The 13,564-nt window shown below is 68.7% G+C and carries 11 protein-coding genes, 1 tRNA gene and 1 pseudogene; 8 read left to right on the forward strand and 5 right to left on the reverse strand.

All coding sequences use genetic code 11. The features are described from left to right. Positions 1-231 precede the first annotated feature (231 nt). From PSS76_RS09090 to PSS76_RS09110, 5 genes are all read left to right on the forward strand, one after another. The gene (locus tag PSS76_RS09090) at positions 232-1,605 is read left to right on the forward strand and encodes an ammonium transporter (RefSeq protein ID WP_013416576.1); all 1,374 of its coding nucleotides are present in this window, start codon (positions 232-234) and stop codon (positions 1,603-1,605) included. A gap of 3 nt (positions 1,606-1,608) precedes the next feature. Then, positions 1,609-1,947, forward strand: a complete 339-nt coding sequence (locus PSS76_RS09095) for a P-II family nitrogen regulator (RefSeq protein WP_005512103.1) — start codon at positions 1,609-1,611, stop codon at positions 1,945-1,947. After that, the gene (locus tag PSS76_RS09100; protein WP_005512104.1) at positions 1,937-4,474 is read left to right on the forward strand and encodes a [protein-PII] uridylyltransferase; all 2,538 of its coding nucleotides are present in this window, start codon (positions 1,937-1,939) and stop codon (positions 4,472-4,474) included. The genes PSS76_RS09095 and PSS76_RS09100 overlap by 11 nt, the downstream gene beginning before the upstream one ends. 124 nt (positions 4,475-4,598) lie before the next feature. After that, a complete protein-coding gene (gene ffh / locus PSS76_RS09105; RefSeq protein WP_013416574.1) occupies positions 4,599-6,179 on the forward strand; it encodes a signal recognition particle protein in 1,581 nt (526 codons plus the stop codon). A 6-nt stretch (positions 6,180-6,185) separates the two neighbouring features. Continuing rightward, entirely contained in the window at positions 6,186-7,280 is a 1,095-nt protein-coding gene (locus PSS76_RS09110) for an amidohydrolase family protein (RefSeq protein ID WP_084844500.1), read from the forward strand. Positions 7,281-7,451: 171 nt separating this feature from the next. On the opposite strand, the gene PSS76_RS09115 is transcribed toward PSS76_RS09110, so the two are convergent. Next, positions 7,452-8,438, reverse strand: coding sequence for an ester cyclase (locus PSS76_RS09115; protein ID WP_337456121.1), 987 nt, complete (start codon positions 8,436-8,438; stop codon positions 7,452-7,454). 152 nt (positions 8,439-8,590) lie between these two features. Here PSS76_RS09115 and PSS76_RS09120 point away from each other — a divergent pair, with 152 nt between their 5' ends. Both PSS76_RS09120 and yidC read left to right on the forward strand, forming a co-directional pair. Continuing rightward, on the forward strand, positions 8,591-8,911 hold the full coding sequence (locus PSS76_RS09120) for a DUF6412 domain-containing protein (RefSeq protein ID WP_084844501.1): 321 nt from the start codon (positions 8,591-8,593) through the stop codon (positions 8,909-8,911). Positions 8,912-9,034: 123 nt separating this feature from the next. Further along, positions 9,035-9,893: pseudogene (yidC, locus tag PSS76_RS09125) on the forward strand (membrane protein insertase YidC); the annotation flags it as partial. A gap of 44 nt (positions 9,894-9,937) precedes the next feature. On the opposite strand, the gene PSS76_RS09130 reads toward yidC, so the two are convergent. Beyond that, on the reverse strand, positions 9,938-10,645 hold the full coding sequence (locus tag PSS76_RS09130; protein ID WP_041674317.1) for a hypothetical protein: 708 nt from the start codon (positions 10,643-10,645) through the stop codon (positions 9,938-9,940). 29 nt (positions 10,646-10,674) lie between these two features. Further along, complete coding sequence (locus tag PSS76_RS09135) at positions 10,675-11,610, reverse strand: aldo/keto reductase (RefSeq protein ID WP_084866360.1); 936 nt, start codon at positions 11,608-11,610, stop codon at positions 10,675-10,677. Positions 11,611-11,681: 71 nt separating this feature from the next. On the opposite strand from PSS76_RS09135, the gene PSS76_RS09140 reads away from it, so the two are divergent. Continuing rightward, a complete protein-coding gene (locus PSS76_RS09140) occupies positions 11,682-12,290 on the forward strand; it encodes a TetR/AcrR family transcriptional regulator (RefSeq protein ID WP_233284580.1) in 609 nt (202 codons plus the stop codon). A 20-nt stretch (positions 12,291-12,310) separates the two neighbouring features. On the opposite strand, the gene PSS76_RS09145 is transcribed toward PSS76_RS09140, so the two are convergent. Together PSS76_RS09145 and PSS76_RS09150 are read right to left on the reverse strand one after the other, a co-directional pair. Next, positions 12,311-12,395: transfer RNA gene (locus PSS76_RS09145), tRNA-Leu, on the reverse strand. A gap of 77 nt (positions 12,396-12,472) precedes the next feature. After that, positions 12,473-13,138, reverse strand: a complete 666-nt coding sequence (locus PSS76_RS09150) for a DUF8548 family protein (protein ID WP_013416570.1) — start codon at positions 13,136-13,138, stop codon at positions 12,473-12,475. Positions 13,139-13,564 lie beyond the last annotated feature (426 nt).

Genomic DNA, 13,564 nt, shown 5'->3' on the forward strand with positions numbered 1-13,564 from the left:
ACGCTCCGTCCATCGCTGCCCGGTCCCTCGTCCGAGGGGCCGGGCAGCGGCGTTTCGCGACCTTCGCGGTGGTTCACGAAGTTTCGATCCGGGGTGAACGCAACCGCGAAACCCGACTGCAACACAACCGGCCGATCCGTTCACCTATCCGAAACGCTGTGCAACCACGGATGAAACACCAGGTGAGCAGTCTTGCTGATCAGAACGACAAGACTGACGAGGAGGCTCACCGTGGATTTCCCCACTATCGGAGCCCCGGACACCGGGGACACCGCGTGGATGCTCATGAGCGCCGCGCTGGTGCTCTTGATGACTCCGGGCGTCGCGTTCTTCTACGGCGGCATGGTCCGCGCGAAGAGCGTGCTGAACATGATCATGATGAGCGTCGGCGCGATGGGAGTCGTCGGCGTGTTGTGGGTGCTGTTCGGCTATTCCATCGCGTTCGGTGACGACAAGGGCGGATTGATCGGGGATCCGACGGAGTTCTTCGGACTGAAGGGATTGTTCGGGGGTGACTACCTCGGTGACGCCGAGGCCGGCACGGCCGCCGCGATCCCGCTGGTCGGCACCATCCCGGCACTGGTGTTCGTCGCCTTCCAGGCGATGTTCGCGATCATCACGGTCGCCCTGATCTCGGGCGCGGTCGCCGATCGCATGAAGTACGGAGCCTGGCTGCTGTTCGCCGGCCTGTGGGCGACGGTCGTCTACTTCCCGGTCGCGCACTGGGTGTTCTCGTTCGACGGCGTCACCGCCGAGACGGGCGGTTGGATCGCCAACAAGCTCGGCGCGATCGACTTCGCCGGCGGCACGGCCGTCCACATCAACGCGGGTGTCGCAGGTCTGGTCCTCGCGCTCATGCTCGGTAAGCGTCGCGGCTGGCCCAAGACGCCCTTCCGTCCGCACAACCTGCCGTTCGTGATGCTCGGCGCCGCGCTGCTGTGGTTCGGATGGTTCGGGTTCAACGCCGGCTCGGCTGTCGGCTCCAACGGCGTCGCCGCTGCGGCGTTCGTCACCACCGTCGTCGCCACCTGCGCCGCAATGCTGGCCTGGTTGCTGGTGGAGAAGATCCGCGACGGTCACGCCACCACGCTCGGTGGCGCGTCGGGCATCGTCGCCGGCCTGGTCGCCATCACCCCCGCCTGCTCGTCCGTCGACGTCGTCGGCGCGATCGTGATCGGTGTCGTCGCCGGCGCACTGTGCGCCCTGGCCGTCGGCCTGAAGTACCGCTTCGGCTACGACGATTCGCTCGACGTGGTCGGCGTCCACCTGGTCGGTGGTCTCGTCGGAACGCTGCTGGTCGGCCTGGTCGCGACCGAGGCTGCACCGGCCGGCGTCAACGGCCTGTTCTACGGCGGCGGACTCGACCAGCTGTGGCGTCAGGCGGTCGGCGCGGGCGCCGTGCTCGTGTACTCCTGCATCGCTACGGCCGTCATCGCGCTTATCGTGAAGGTCACGATCGGACTGCGAGTCAGCGCCGAGGCCGAGGCTCGTGGCGTGGACGAGGCCGAACACGCCGAGAGCGCCTACGACTTCGTCGCACTTGCAGGTAGCCCGGTCCCGGGGCGCGTACCGGCGCCCGCAACTGTTGCCGCCAGGGAGGCATGAGTCATGAAGCTGATCACCGCAATCGTCAAGCCGTTCACGCTCGAGGACGTCAAGACCGGACTCGAACAGGCCGGTGTTCTCGGTATGACGGTCAGCGAGGTCCAGGGGTACGGGCGGCAGAAGGGGCACACCGAGGTCTATCGGGGCGCCGAGTACTCGGTCGACTTCGTCCCGAAGGTTCGCGTCGAGGTCGTTGTCGAGGATTCGGTAGTCGACAAGGTCGTCGAGGTCATCGTCGAGGCCGCCCGCACGGGGAAGATCGGTGACGGAAAGGTCTGGGTCACGCCGGTCGAATCGGTCGTCCGGGTACGTACCGGAGAACGGGGCGGGGATGCGATCTGACCCTCGCGGGTCCGGATTCGACGGCCCTGATCCTGTCGCCATCACGGCGACGGGGTCGGGGCCGTCCGGGTCCGACGGACCCGACGCCAACCACACCGACGACGCGCGCGATCTGGCCCGGGCGCGGGAACAGCTCCTGGCGGGAGGTACTCGGAACCACCGCCTCGACGCACCGTCACTGCGACACGCACTGGTCGACCTGCACGAGTTCTGGCTCACCACAAAGGGAAACGAGCTGGGCATCCGGCCGGACTCGGGCTTCGCGATCGTGGCGGTCGGCGGCCTGGGCCGCCGCGAGATGATGCCGTACTCGGACCTGGACCTGATCCTGCTGCACGATGACGTCGACCCCGCGCTGGTCGCCAAGGTCGCCGACCAGCTGTGGTACCCGCTGTGGGACGCGCACATCAAGCTCGACCACAGTGTGCGGACGGTGCCGCAGGCGCTCCAGGTGGCCGCGAGCGACCTCACCGCCACCCTCGGCATGCTCGAGGCCCGGCACATCGTCGGCGATGTCGAGCTGAGTCACCTGCTCATCGGCGGTGTGCGCCGGCAGTGGCGTACCGGGATCCGTTCGCGATTCGACGAACTCGTCGAGCAGGCGCAGGCGCGCTGGGCCCGGAGCGGCCAGATCGCGCACCGCGCCGAGCCCGACATCAAGAACGGCCGTGGTGGCCTCAGGGACGTCCAGCTCCTCAACGCGCTGTCCATCGCACAGCTCACCGACGGGATGCCCGGGCTCGGTCCGGACACGCCCGGTGGCGGTCTCGCGCTGGCGCACCGGCGTCTGCTCGACGTCCGGACCGAACTGCATCGGGTGGCCGGGCGTTCGCGGGACCAGCTGCGAGCGCAGGATGCCGACGAGATCGGCGCGGCGCTGCGGATCGGAGACCGCTTCGATCTCGCACGAATGCTCAGCGACTGCGCACGCACGATCGGGTACTCGGTGGACGTGGGTCTGCGCACCGCCGGCAACTCGCTGCCCCGCAAGGGGCTGTCGAAGCTGCGACGGGTGCCGCTGCGTCGGCCCATCGACGAGGGGGTCGTGGAGCAGTCGGGCGAGCTGGTGCTGGCGCGCGATGCGCGACCCAAGCGCGATCCCGGTCTGGTGGTGCGGGTTGCGGCGGCGTCGGCGTCGACGGGACTGCCGATCTCCGCGTCCACGCTGGGGCGACTGTCCGACAGCGCGCCCGAGCTGCGCGAACCGTGGCCCAAGGGGGCGCTCGGTGACCTCCTGGTGCTGCTCGGCTCCGGTCATCGGGCGATCCCGACGATCGAAGCGCTCGACCGCACCGGTCTGTGGGGCCGGCTGCTGCCCGAGTGGGGCGCGGTGCGCGACCTGCCGCCGCGCGACGCGGTGCACACGTGGACCGTCGACCGGCACCTCGTCGAGACCGTCGCCCAGGCCGGTGCCCTCACGACGCGGGTCTCACGTCCCGACCTGCTGGTGCTCGGTGCGCTCCTGCACGACATCGGCAAGGGACGCGGCGGGGACCACAGCGTCGTCGGCGCGGAACTGGCGGGTCAGATCGGGGCCCGGCTCGGGCTGTGGCCGTCGGACATCGCCTTGTTGACCGGCATGGTGCGTCACCACCTGCTGTTGGCGCAGACCGCCACCCGCCGCGACCTCGACGATCCGGCGACCGTCCAGATGGTCGTCGACAAACTCGGCGGCGACCATGTGCTGCTGGAGTTGTTGAGTGCGCTGGCGGAGGCGGATTCGCTCGCCACCGGGCCGGGGGTGTGGGGCGACTGGAAGTCGTCGCTCATCGGCGAGCTGGTGCGCCGCTGCCGGCTCGCGATGGCCGGCGATCAGCTGCCGGTACCCGACCCGATCGATCCGGCGCTCATCGATGTCGCGACGCAGGGTGGTGTGCACGTCGCGCTCGACCCGGGGACCGCCGCGCACACCTATGTGGTGACCGTCGTCGCCCCGGACACGCCCGGGCTGCTGTCGCACGAAGCGGGGGTGCTGGCGCTCAGCTCCCTGCGGGTGTTGTCGGCCTCGCTCGGCAGCCACGGGGACGCGGCGATCAACTCGTTCGTCGTGGCCCCGAGATTCGGTGCGCCGCCCCAGGCGGGGTTGCTGCGACAGGAGCTGATCCGGGCGATGGCGGGCGAGATCGACGTGCTCGAGCAACTCGACGCCAAGGAACGCGAAGTGCGCGAGAACCAGGTGCTCGAGGATCGGACGGTCGCGGCCGTGCCGGTGCAGTACGCGCTGGCACCTCCGCGGGTGATCTGGTTCGACGTGGTGGGCGGGGAGGACGCCCAGGGCGACGCGATCGTCGAACTGCGGGCAGAGGACCGGCTCGGAATGCTCAGCCGGCTGGCCCGGGTCCTGGAACGCAACGGTGCCGACGTGCGCTGGGCGCGGGTGAGCACGCTCGGATCGTCGGTGGTCGACGCGTTCTGCATCAGCATGGAGGGCGGCGGCACGCGGGCACGCCGGGAGCAGATCGAGAACGCGATCCTGTCGGTCGTACCGGCGCCGGAGCCGAAGAAGGAGGAACCGGCGACGGAGTGAGCCGTCGACCGGCCGCGCGCCTCCGGGGTTGCCGCGCGGATGCGGGCGCTGGAACGGTTACCCTGGTTCCGAGAATTATTCACGGCCTGCGGGCGGACCAGCACAGAGCTCAGGAGCGCATTCGGTGTTCGAATCCCTTTCCGACCGGTTGACCGGAGCCCTCAAGGATCTGCGTGGCAAGGGTCGACTCTCCGGAGCCGACATCGACGCCACGTGCCGCGAGATCCGTCTCGCGCTCCTCGAGGCCGACGTCGCGCTCCCCGTCGTCCGCACCTTCATCGCCAAGATCAAGGAGCGCGCGAAGGGCGCCGAGGTCTCGGCCGCGCTCAACCCGGCGCAGCAGGTCGTCAAGATCGTCAACGAGGAACTCGTCGGCATCCTCGGTGGTGAGACGCGACGCCTGCAGTTCGCGAAGACGCCGCCGACCGTGATCATGCTGGCCGGTCTGCAGGGCTCCGGTAAGACCACCCTCGCCGGCAAGCTGGCCAAGTGGCTGAAGGATCAGGGCCACACACCGCTGCTCGTCGCGTGTGACCTCCAGCGTCCCGGCGCCGTCAGCCAGCTGCAGATCGTCGGTGAGCGCGCCGGCGCGGCCGTGTTCGCGCCGCACCCCGGCACCTCCATCGGCGGTGGCGAGAACCCGCTCGGCATCTCGGCCGCCGACCCCGTCGAGGTCGCGCGCGCCGGTGTCGAAGAGGCCCGCAACAAGCAGTACGACGTCGTGATCGTCGACACCGCCGGCCGCCTCGGTATCGACGAGGAGCTGATGGCGCAGGCCGCGGGCATCCGCGACGCCGTCCAGCCCGACGAGACGATCTTCGTGCTCGACGCCATGATCGGCCAGGACGCGGTGCACACCGCGGAGGCGTTCAAGTCGGGTGTCGGCTTCACCGGTGTCGTGCTCACCAAGCTCGACGGCGACGCCCGCGGTGGTGCCGCGCTGAGCGTCCGCGAGGTCACCGGCGAGCCGATCCTGTTCGCGTCGACCGGTGAGAAGCTCGAGGACTTCGACGTCTTCCATCCGGACCGCATGGCGAGCCGCATCCTCGGCATGGGCGACGTGCTCACGCTCATCGAGCAGGCCGAGCAGGTGTTCGACGCCCAGCAGGCCGAGGCCACCGCCGCGAAGATCGGCTCGGGCGAGCTGACCCTCGAGGACTTCCTCGAGCAGATGATGGCCGTCCGCAGGATGGGCCCGATCGGCAACCTGCTGGGCATGCTGCCCGGTGCCGGACAGATGAAGGACGCGCTCGCCAACGTCGACGAGAAGCAGCTCGACCGCATCCAGGCGATCATCCGCGGCATGACGCCCGCGGAGCGCGAGAACCCCAAGATCATCAACGCGTCGCGCCGCCTGCGCATCGCGAACGGCTCGGGCGTCAAGGTCTCCGACGTCAACCAGCTCGTCGACCGTTTCTTCGAGGCACGGAAGATGATGGCCGCGATGGCCGGCCGCATGGGCATGCCCGGCGCGCGCAAGCAGGTGCGCGGCAAGAAGGGGAAGAAGGGCAAGAAAGGCGGCAAGGGCCCGACGCAGCCGAAGATCAAGGGCGGCTTCCCCGGGATGCCGGGCGGTCTGCCGGGCATGCCGGGCGGGATGCCGGCCGGCTTCCCGGACCTGTCGAAGATGCCCAAGGGCCTCGATCAGTTGCCTCCGGGTCTCGACGGCATCGACCTGTCGCAGCTCAAGCTTCCCAAGAAGTAGGCCCGCGTGACGTCCTACCACCTGCGGGGCACCGGTCTGCCGGACGAGCAGCCGTTCGAGCTGTGGATCCGGGACGGCAAGTTCACCGACGAGCCGGTGCCGGACGCACAGACCCTGTGCACCGAGGGTTGGATCCTGCCCGGCCTCGTCGACGCGCACTGCCACATCGGGATTCGGTACGGCGGCGGTGCCGAGGACCTCGACGGGGCGCTGGCGCAGGCCCGGATCGAGCGGGATGCCGGCGTCCTGCTGGTCCGCGACGCCGGATCGCCGGTGGACACCCGCTCGCTCGACGAGGTCCCCGGACTGCCGCGGATCATCCGCGCCGGACGGCACATCGCCGCGCCCAAGCGCTACATCCGCGGCCTGCCCGTCGACCTGGAGGACGAGTCGCAGCTGCCCGACGAGGTGGTGCGGCAGGCCCGTGCCGGTGACGGCTGGGTGAAGCTGGTGGGGGACTGGATCGACCGCGAGGTCGGTGACCTGGCCCCGTTGTGGAGCGACCGCATCCTCGTCGAGGCGATCGAAGCCGCGCACCGTGAGGGCGCCCGCGTCACCGCGCACGTGTTCGGCGAGGACGCGCTCCCCGGTTTGATCGATGCCGGGATCGACTGCATCGAACACGGCACCGGCCTGACCGATGCCACGATCGCGATGATGGCGGAGCGCGGCACCGCCCTGGTGCCGACGCTGATCAACATCGACAACTTCCCGGAGATCGCCGACGGCGCAACACGTTTCCCGGTGTACGCCGCGCACATGCGGGACCTGTACGCGCGGGTGAACGACACCATCGGCGCCGCCCGCGACGCCGGCATCCCGATCTACGCGGGTACCGACGCCGGCGGACACGTCCGGCACGGCCGCGTCGCCGACGAGGTCGCCTCGCTCGGCAAGGTCGGCATGACACCCACCGAAGCCCTCGGAGCCGCGTGCTGGAATGCGCAGGCCTGGCTCGGCGGTGGGGGACTGGCGGTGGGTGCACCCGCGGACCTGGTTGTGTACGAGCAGGATCCACGTACCGGGCCGCAGGTCCTGGCGCAGCCGTCGCTCGTGATGGTCGGCGGCGAAGTCGTGACGACGCGGGGTTCGCTGGCCTGAGTTCGCTGCCGCCGGCGTCACACACGACTTGTCGGGTTCACACACCCGTTCCGTGCGCATTCGGTGTGTGATGCCGATAGGAGGTGTGTGATGCCAGGGCAGCGTGAGGTGGGCGGTGGAGCCTCGTCGGCGCGGCTCAGGTCGACTTCGCGTCCGCGACCGAATGTCGACTCAGCCGAGCTGGTCCATCAGCGACAGCAGGTTGGCGGCACCCCAATGTTCGACGATCCGGCCGCCACGCACCCGCATGACGTCCACGGTGTCGAACGTGACTGCGCGGCCGGTGGGTTCGACGCCCGGGAACGTCCCCCGTCGGGTTCCGCGGTAGGTCTTGTAGGTGGTCACCAGGTCACCGTCGACCGACTGCCAGTGGATTTCGGCGTGGAAGTCCTGGAAGGCCGCGCGCATCGACTGGTACAGCAGTCTCGTGCCGGACTTGTCGGGGGTGAGTCCCGGCTGCGGGGTGTGGTCGACGTAGTCGTCGGCGAACAGCTCGTCGAAGACTGTGAAGTCGCCGCCGCCCTGCACCTGCTCGGTGGTCCGGCGGACGACGGCCTTCGCGGTGTCGCCGTCGCTGTCCGGGATCGTCGGAAGCCTCCCGGGGGCAGTGGAGTCGGCGGCGTGGCGCCCGTTCGAGTTCGACGCCCGGCGGGCGATGCTGCCCGCGAGCAGAGGAGTCTCGCGTCGGACGTGGTCACCGCACGCGGCGTGGCAGGAGGCCGCTGCGTCCTCGAAGACGATCCCGTGTTGTTCGAGGAAGGCAAAGTAGTCCCCGGTCGGGGTGACGAGGATCCGGTCGGTGACGGTGCACCGACCGTCGCCGGTGGGCTGGGCCCGCAACTCCCAGGTCACGTCCACCGTCGTCCGGCCTTCCGCGGACACGACGTCCGACGTCGACAGCATCCGGCAGTGGTGAGGCTCGACGACCTCGGTGGCGAAGTGGTGGATCAGGAGTGCGTCGCCGATCGTCTCGACACCGATGGACAGGGGATGCCCGTCCTCGGCGGTGCCGACGCCGATCGTGATGTGGTCCGGGGGACAGCATCGTCGGTACTCGGCCTCGGGTAGCGAGAACAGCCAGTCGGTGATGTCGACCCTCTCGGCGGCCACGTCGACGACGTGGGTGCAGGTCGAGTCCGAGAGAACACGTGTGGACACCGTCGTCCCCTGTCTGCCGCGGAACGGTGTCGCGACGGTGGTGCCGCGATACCCCCGAACGCTAGCGCCGCGAACGGGTGCGGAGTTCGCGTGTCGCGGGAATGGTTGCAGCATCGACACCGGGTGGGCGCCGTGCCGGTACTGTGCCTGTCATGGCACCGTTCCGGTCGGCACTCGCGGAGAGGCTGAACACAGTTCAGCTCACCTGGGTCGGCGTGCTGACCCTGGTGATCGCGACGACGGCTGTCGACGGTCCCGCCGCCCTCGCGGGCACTGCTCTGGCGATCGCGCTGATCTTCGCGGTCAGCGGTGACGGTGCGCTGTCGCAACTGCACCGGTTGGCGGCGCCGGCCGCCGGACCACCGCGCGAGGAGCGGCACCTGCGTGGCGCGTTCTGCAGGCAGAGCGCGCCGAACACCCCCGGCCGTCCCCGTCGTCCCCGAGCACCCGGACAGGCTCTCGCCGCCGCATAGCTTCGCTGTGCCGCACAGATGACCCCTGTCCGTCCAGCGCCCGTGGCAATCCGAAGGACCCCGGCGCGGCAAACACCCGCGTGATACGACCCGTCGTCGTGTCACGCGACGAAGAGGTGCTCGATGCTCGATTTCGTCTACTATCCCGTCTCCGCGATTCTGTGGTTCTGGCACAAAGCGTTCGGCGCCGCACTCGGTCCGGACAACGGCTTCGCGTGGGCGCTCGCGGTGATGTTCCTGGTCTTCACCCTGCGTCTGCTGCTGCTCGGACCCGCGATCCGACAGATCCGGACCGGCCTCCAGATGCGGGAGTTGCAACCGCAGATCAAGGCATTGCAGAAGAAGTACGCCGGTGACCGGCAGCGCATGGCGCTCGAGATGCAGAAACTGCAGCAGGAACACGGCTTCAACCCGTTGATGGGTTGTCTTCCGATGCTGGTGCAGGCGCCGGTGTTCGTCGGGCTCTATCACGTGCTGCGGTCCTTCAACCGCACCGGAACCGGTCACGGTGGGCTCGGGATGACTGCGCAGGACAACGCGAACACCGCGAACTACATCTTCAGTCCGGCCGACGTGCAGTCGTTCCTGAGCGCGCGCCTGTTCGGTGCACCGATCTCGACCGCGATCACTTCTCCGCAGAGCACCCTCGAGTCCTTCGCGGCGCACGGCGGCGTGCCGACCGTGGCCACGATCGCGGCCGTGGCGATTCCGCTGATGGTGATCGCGTCGCTCGCCACGCACTTCAATGCGCGTGCCTCCGTCGCCAGGCAGGAGCCGGACGCATCGGCGAACCCGCAGACCGCGATCATGAACAAGCTTATGCTCTGGGTGTTCCCGCTCGGCGTCCTCGTAGGCGGTCCGTTCCTGATGATCGCGATCCTGCTGTACTGGGTGAGCAACAACATCTGGACCTACGCGCAACAGCATCTCGTGTTCGCTCGGCTGGACCGGGAGACGGCAGTGAAGCAGCGCGCGCTCGCGCAGGAACGGCAGAACAGGCGCTGACCGGACACCGCGACGCGCGGATCAGTCGCGGGTGTGCACCGGCGACGGGATCTTCGTGGAGCGGTATGCGTCGCCGCTGCGCGTCGGTTGCCAGAGGCGCCAGTGCTTCGCGGACAGACGAAACGGCAGGTGGTCCTGCAGATGACGCGCGGCTGGGGCCAGACGGTCGTCGGCCGGCAGGTTCAGCCACAGCGACACCGAGGACGCCGCGGTGCCGACGGTTGCACGAACGCCGGAGGCGCCCAGCAGACGGCCGTACCCGTCGACCGCGAAGCGGCCGAAGGCATCGGGGGTGATGTCGGGGTACGGGGCACGGGCGAGCGGGTCGAGTAGATCGACACGCATGCCACAGGTCAGCGCGGCCAGCGAATGCCCGTGGCTCGTCACCGCGTCGGGCCCGGCGGTTCCCAGCATGTCGAGGGCGTGGTCCACGGCGCCGGGCGCGACATTCCATTCCGTGTGGGTTCGCGCGCGGTGACGGGGGCCGCCGAAACGGTCGGTGGCGAGGGCGACGAGGTGCTCGGTCGCTGCGGGTGGGCCACCGGCCGCGACCCGGAACACCCACGACGGGGGCGACGCCTGTGCGGTGCACTCCTCGACGAAGCTCCGAACCCGCCGAAATGCCTTGTCGGGATCTTTGGCTCGCAGCGAGTGCGCGCCGCCGGCGGATGCCGGCAGCCCGTCGTAGGTGACCACGTGCGGAGACGAACTGTCCGGTGTCCGTGCCATCCGTTCATCGTAGGGAAGGACGGCGATGCTCAGTTCCGGTTGCCGATCCCGCCTCCGCCGGCGACACGGTCGACGGCACGGAGATCCTCGGCGTCCAGTACCAGGTCCGAGGCGGCGATGTTCTGTGCGACCCGGGATGGGTTGCGGGAACCGGGGATCGGGACCACGTAGTCCCGGCGGGTCAGGAGCCAGGCCAACGCCAGTTGGGCCGAAGTGGCATCCTTTCGACGGGCCAGAGCGTCGAGGCCGTCGACGATCGCGAGGTTGGCATCGAAGTTCTGCGGGTCCCACCACGGCAGGTGTCGACGGAAGTCGTTCGCGTCGTAGTGGTCTCGGGAGAAGACAGCGCCGCTGAGGAACCCCCGGGCCAAAGGCGAGTAGGCGACGAAACCGATACCGAGATCCTCGAGCACGGGGAAGAGCGACTCGACCTCACGGGTGAAGATCGAATACTCGCTCTGCAGGACCGAGATCGGATGAACCGAGTGCGCCTTGCGGATCGTCGCCTCGTCGGCCTCGGACAGACCCAGATACCGAACCTTGCCCGCCTGGACGTACTCCGCCATCGTGCCGACCACGTCCTCGATGGGCACAGTCGGGTCCGGACGGTGCTGGTAGAGCACATCGATCGTGTCGATGCCGAGGTTGCGCAGGCTGGCGTCGACGACCTCGCGGATGTGTTCGGGACGCGAGTCGGCCCCGAACGACCGGGTGAGTCCGAACTTCGTGGCGATCACGACGTCGTCACGCACCGGAGCCAAGGCGCGGCCGAGCAACCTCTCGCCCTCGCCCCAGCCGTACATCTCGGCGGTGTCGAACATCGTCACGCCGAGATCGTGTGCGGCACGGATCGCGGCAATCGATTCGACGTCGTCGGTCGGGCCGTAGCCGATTGCCGTGCCCATCGCGCCGTAGCCCAGGGCGGAGACCGTGAGTCCTTGTTTGCCGAGTGTGCGTTCTTCCATGGATCCTCCTCGCTGGCAGTTGCAGACCAATGTGTCAGAGGCTGACAAGTTTGTCCATGTATGCTGCCGATGTGGACAGTTCCCCGGCACCCGCCCCGCGTTTGCGCGACATCACCCGTGAAGCTGTGCGCACGCGCATATCCGATGTCGCGATCGACCTGTTCGCCGAGCACGGTTTCGAGTCCGTCACCGTCGAACAGATCGCTGCCGAGGTCGGGATCTCCGCGCGGAGTTTCCATCGGTACTTCCCCGCCAAGGAGGATGCGGTCATCGGGGACCTGACTCGCTGGGGTGAATTCGTCCGCGACGGGCTTGCCTCGCGCCCGACCGACGAACCGCCCCTGGTCTCGTTGCGAATCGCTTTCGAAGCCTTGCTGTCTCGCCCGCGCAACGCCGGTGAGGAAGAGCGGAGCAAGCGGACCATGCGGGTGCTCACCAGCACCGCGTCACTTCGTGCCCGAAACCTCGAGAAGCACCTGGGTTGGGCGAAGATGTTGGTTCCCGTTGTGGAGGCACGTCTGAACGGCGACTATGCGCAACTTCGGGCACAGACGCTCGTGCAGTCCGCACTCGCCTGTTTCGACATCGCCCTGAGCACCTGGGCCGAATCCGAGGGGGTGGACGCAGTCGACCTCCTGCGCCGATCCTTCGCCACCCTTGCCGCAGAGGACGTGGCGTAGAGGCGACGACACGGCCGCCGTGGTGCGCGAGGGGGGACTTGAACCCCCACGTCCTGAGACACTGGAACCTAAATCCAGCGCGTCTGCCAATTCCGCCACTCGCGCGAGCGATGTCAGCCTACGCCACCGCCGGCCGGTCCTGAACCGCAGGACCGGCCGACCGCACCCGTGAGGTGATTCAGCTACGCGGACAACGGTTTCGGTCTGATCGACCGGGCTCGTCCGTACCGCCACACGGCGTTGAGGAGGGCGGCCGGTGGGATGTTCTCGGTCTCGGATGCGGAGGCGAGAAGTTCGAGGGCGCATGCCTCGCTCACCGGTGGTTCGGCGGGGCCCAGCGCCTGCGCGACGAACCCGTGCACTGCACCGAGCGCTGCGGGGCCGACCAGCCCGAGTTGCAGGACGAAGGTCTCCCACGTGGCGCCCCCCAGTCCCGGAACCGCGGTGATCGCCTCCCGCGCGCGTCGGCCGTCCCCGATCCGTTCGCTGCCGGGAATTCCGGCGTCGATCAATGCCGCCGCCGCGAGGGCCGCCGCCTCGGCCTTGGTGGTGTAGTTGCCCGGCACTCGCTGCCGGTTGTCGAGGATTTCCGCGAGGTGGTCCGGGGCGTCGGCGAAGGCAGCCAGCGCGCCAAGATCGTCGAGCTCGTGCTTCCGGTGCGCGCGCCAGTTGGCGACGACCCGCCGGACGCCGGACGTCGGGGTGCCGTAGGTGGCGCGGGCCGCGAAGATCGCGTCGAGCAGCGCTGCCTCGGCCTCGCGTGGCCAGCCGGCCGGCCAGTGTGAGCGGTCGGGCGGCAACGCGGTGCCGATGTATCCGACGAGTGCGCGAATCCGATTGTCGGTCATGAATCCCCCCTGGATTTCGATTGACGCGTCGCACGGTAGCGGCGTCCTCCGACAACGGCGACGGTCCGACAGCGCCTGCCGCACGTCTGGGCGCCGCCGTCAAGGTGATCACGAATTGGTAACAATCAACGTGAGGGTTCCCTCAGGTTTGTGGACGTCCTCGCATGCCACCTGACCCGCGGTTACGAGGTCTACTCACGAGTCACTTGAGGGCGACGGTGTGCGCAATGTCACTCGATACTCGCTGGTAGGAACGGGGTCGGCGGACAAACGTGAGGCTTTCCTCATGATTCTGTGCCAACCTTTACACGCCCGGATTCGCTGGATTCCGAAGTGAATTCGAGGGGTGCCGTGGGTGTCTCGGGATGCCACGCGTCAGCTCTGCCGAGGGCGGCCGACCAAGACCTACCTCCCGTGAGGGAACCA

Origin of the sequence: Prescottella sp. D32 (genome assembly GCF_037287305.1) — a bacterium.
Lineage (GTDB): Bacteria > Actinomycetota > Actinomycetes > Mycobacteriales > Mycobacteriaceae > Prescottella > Prescottella equi.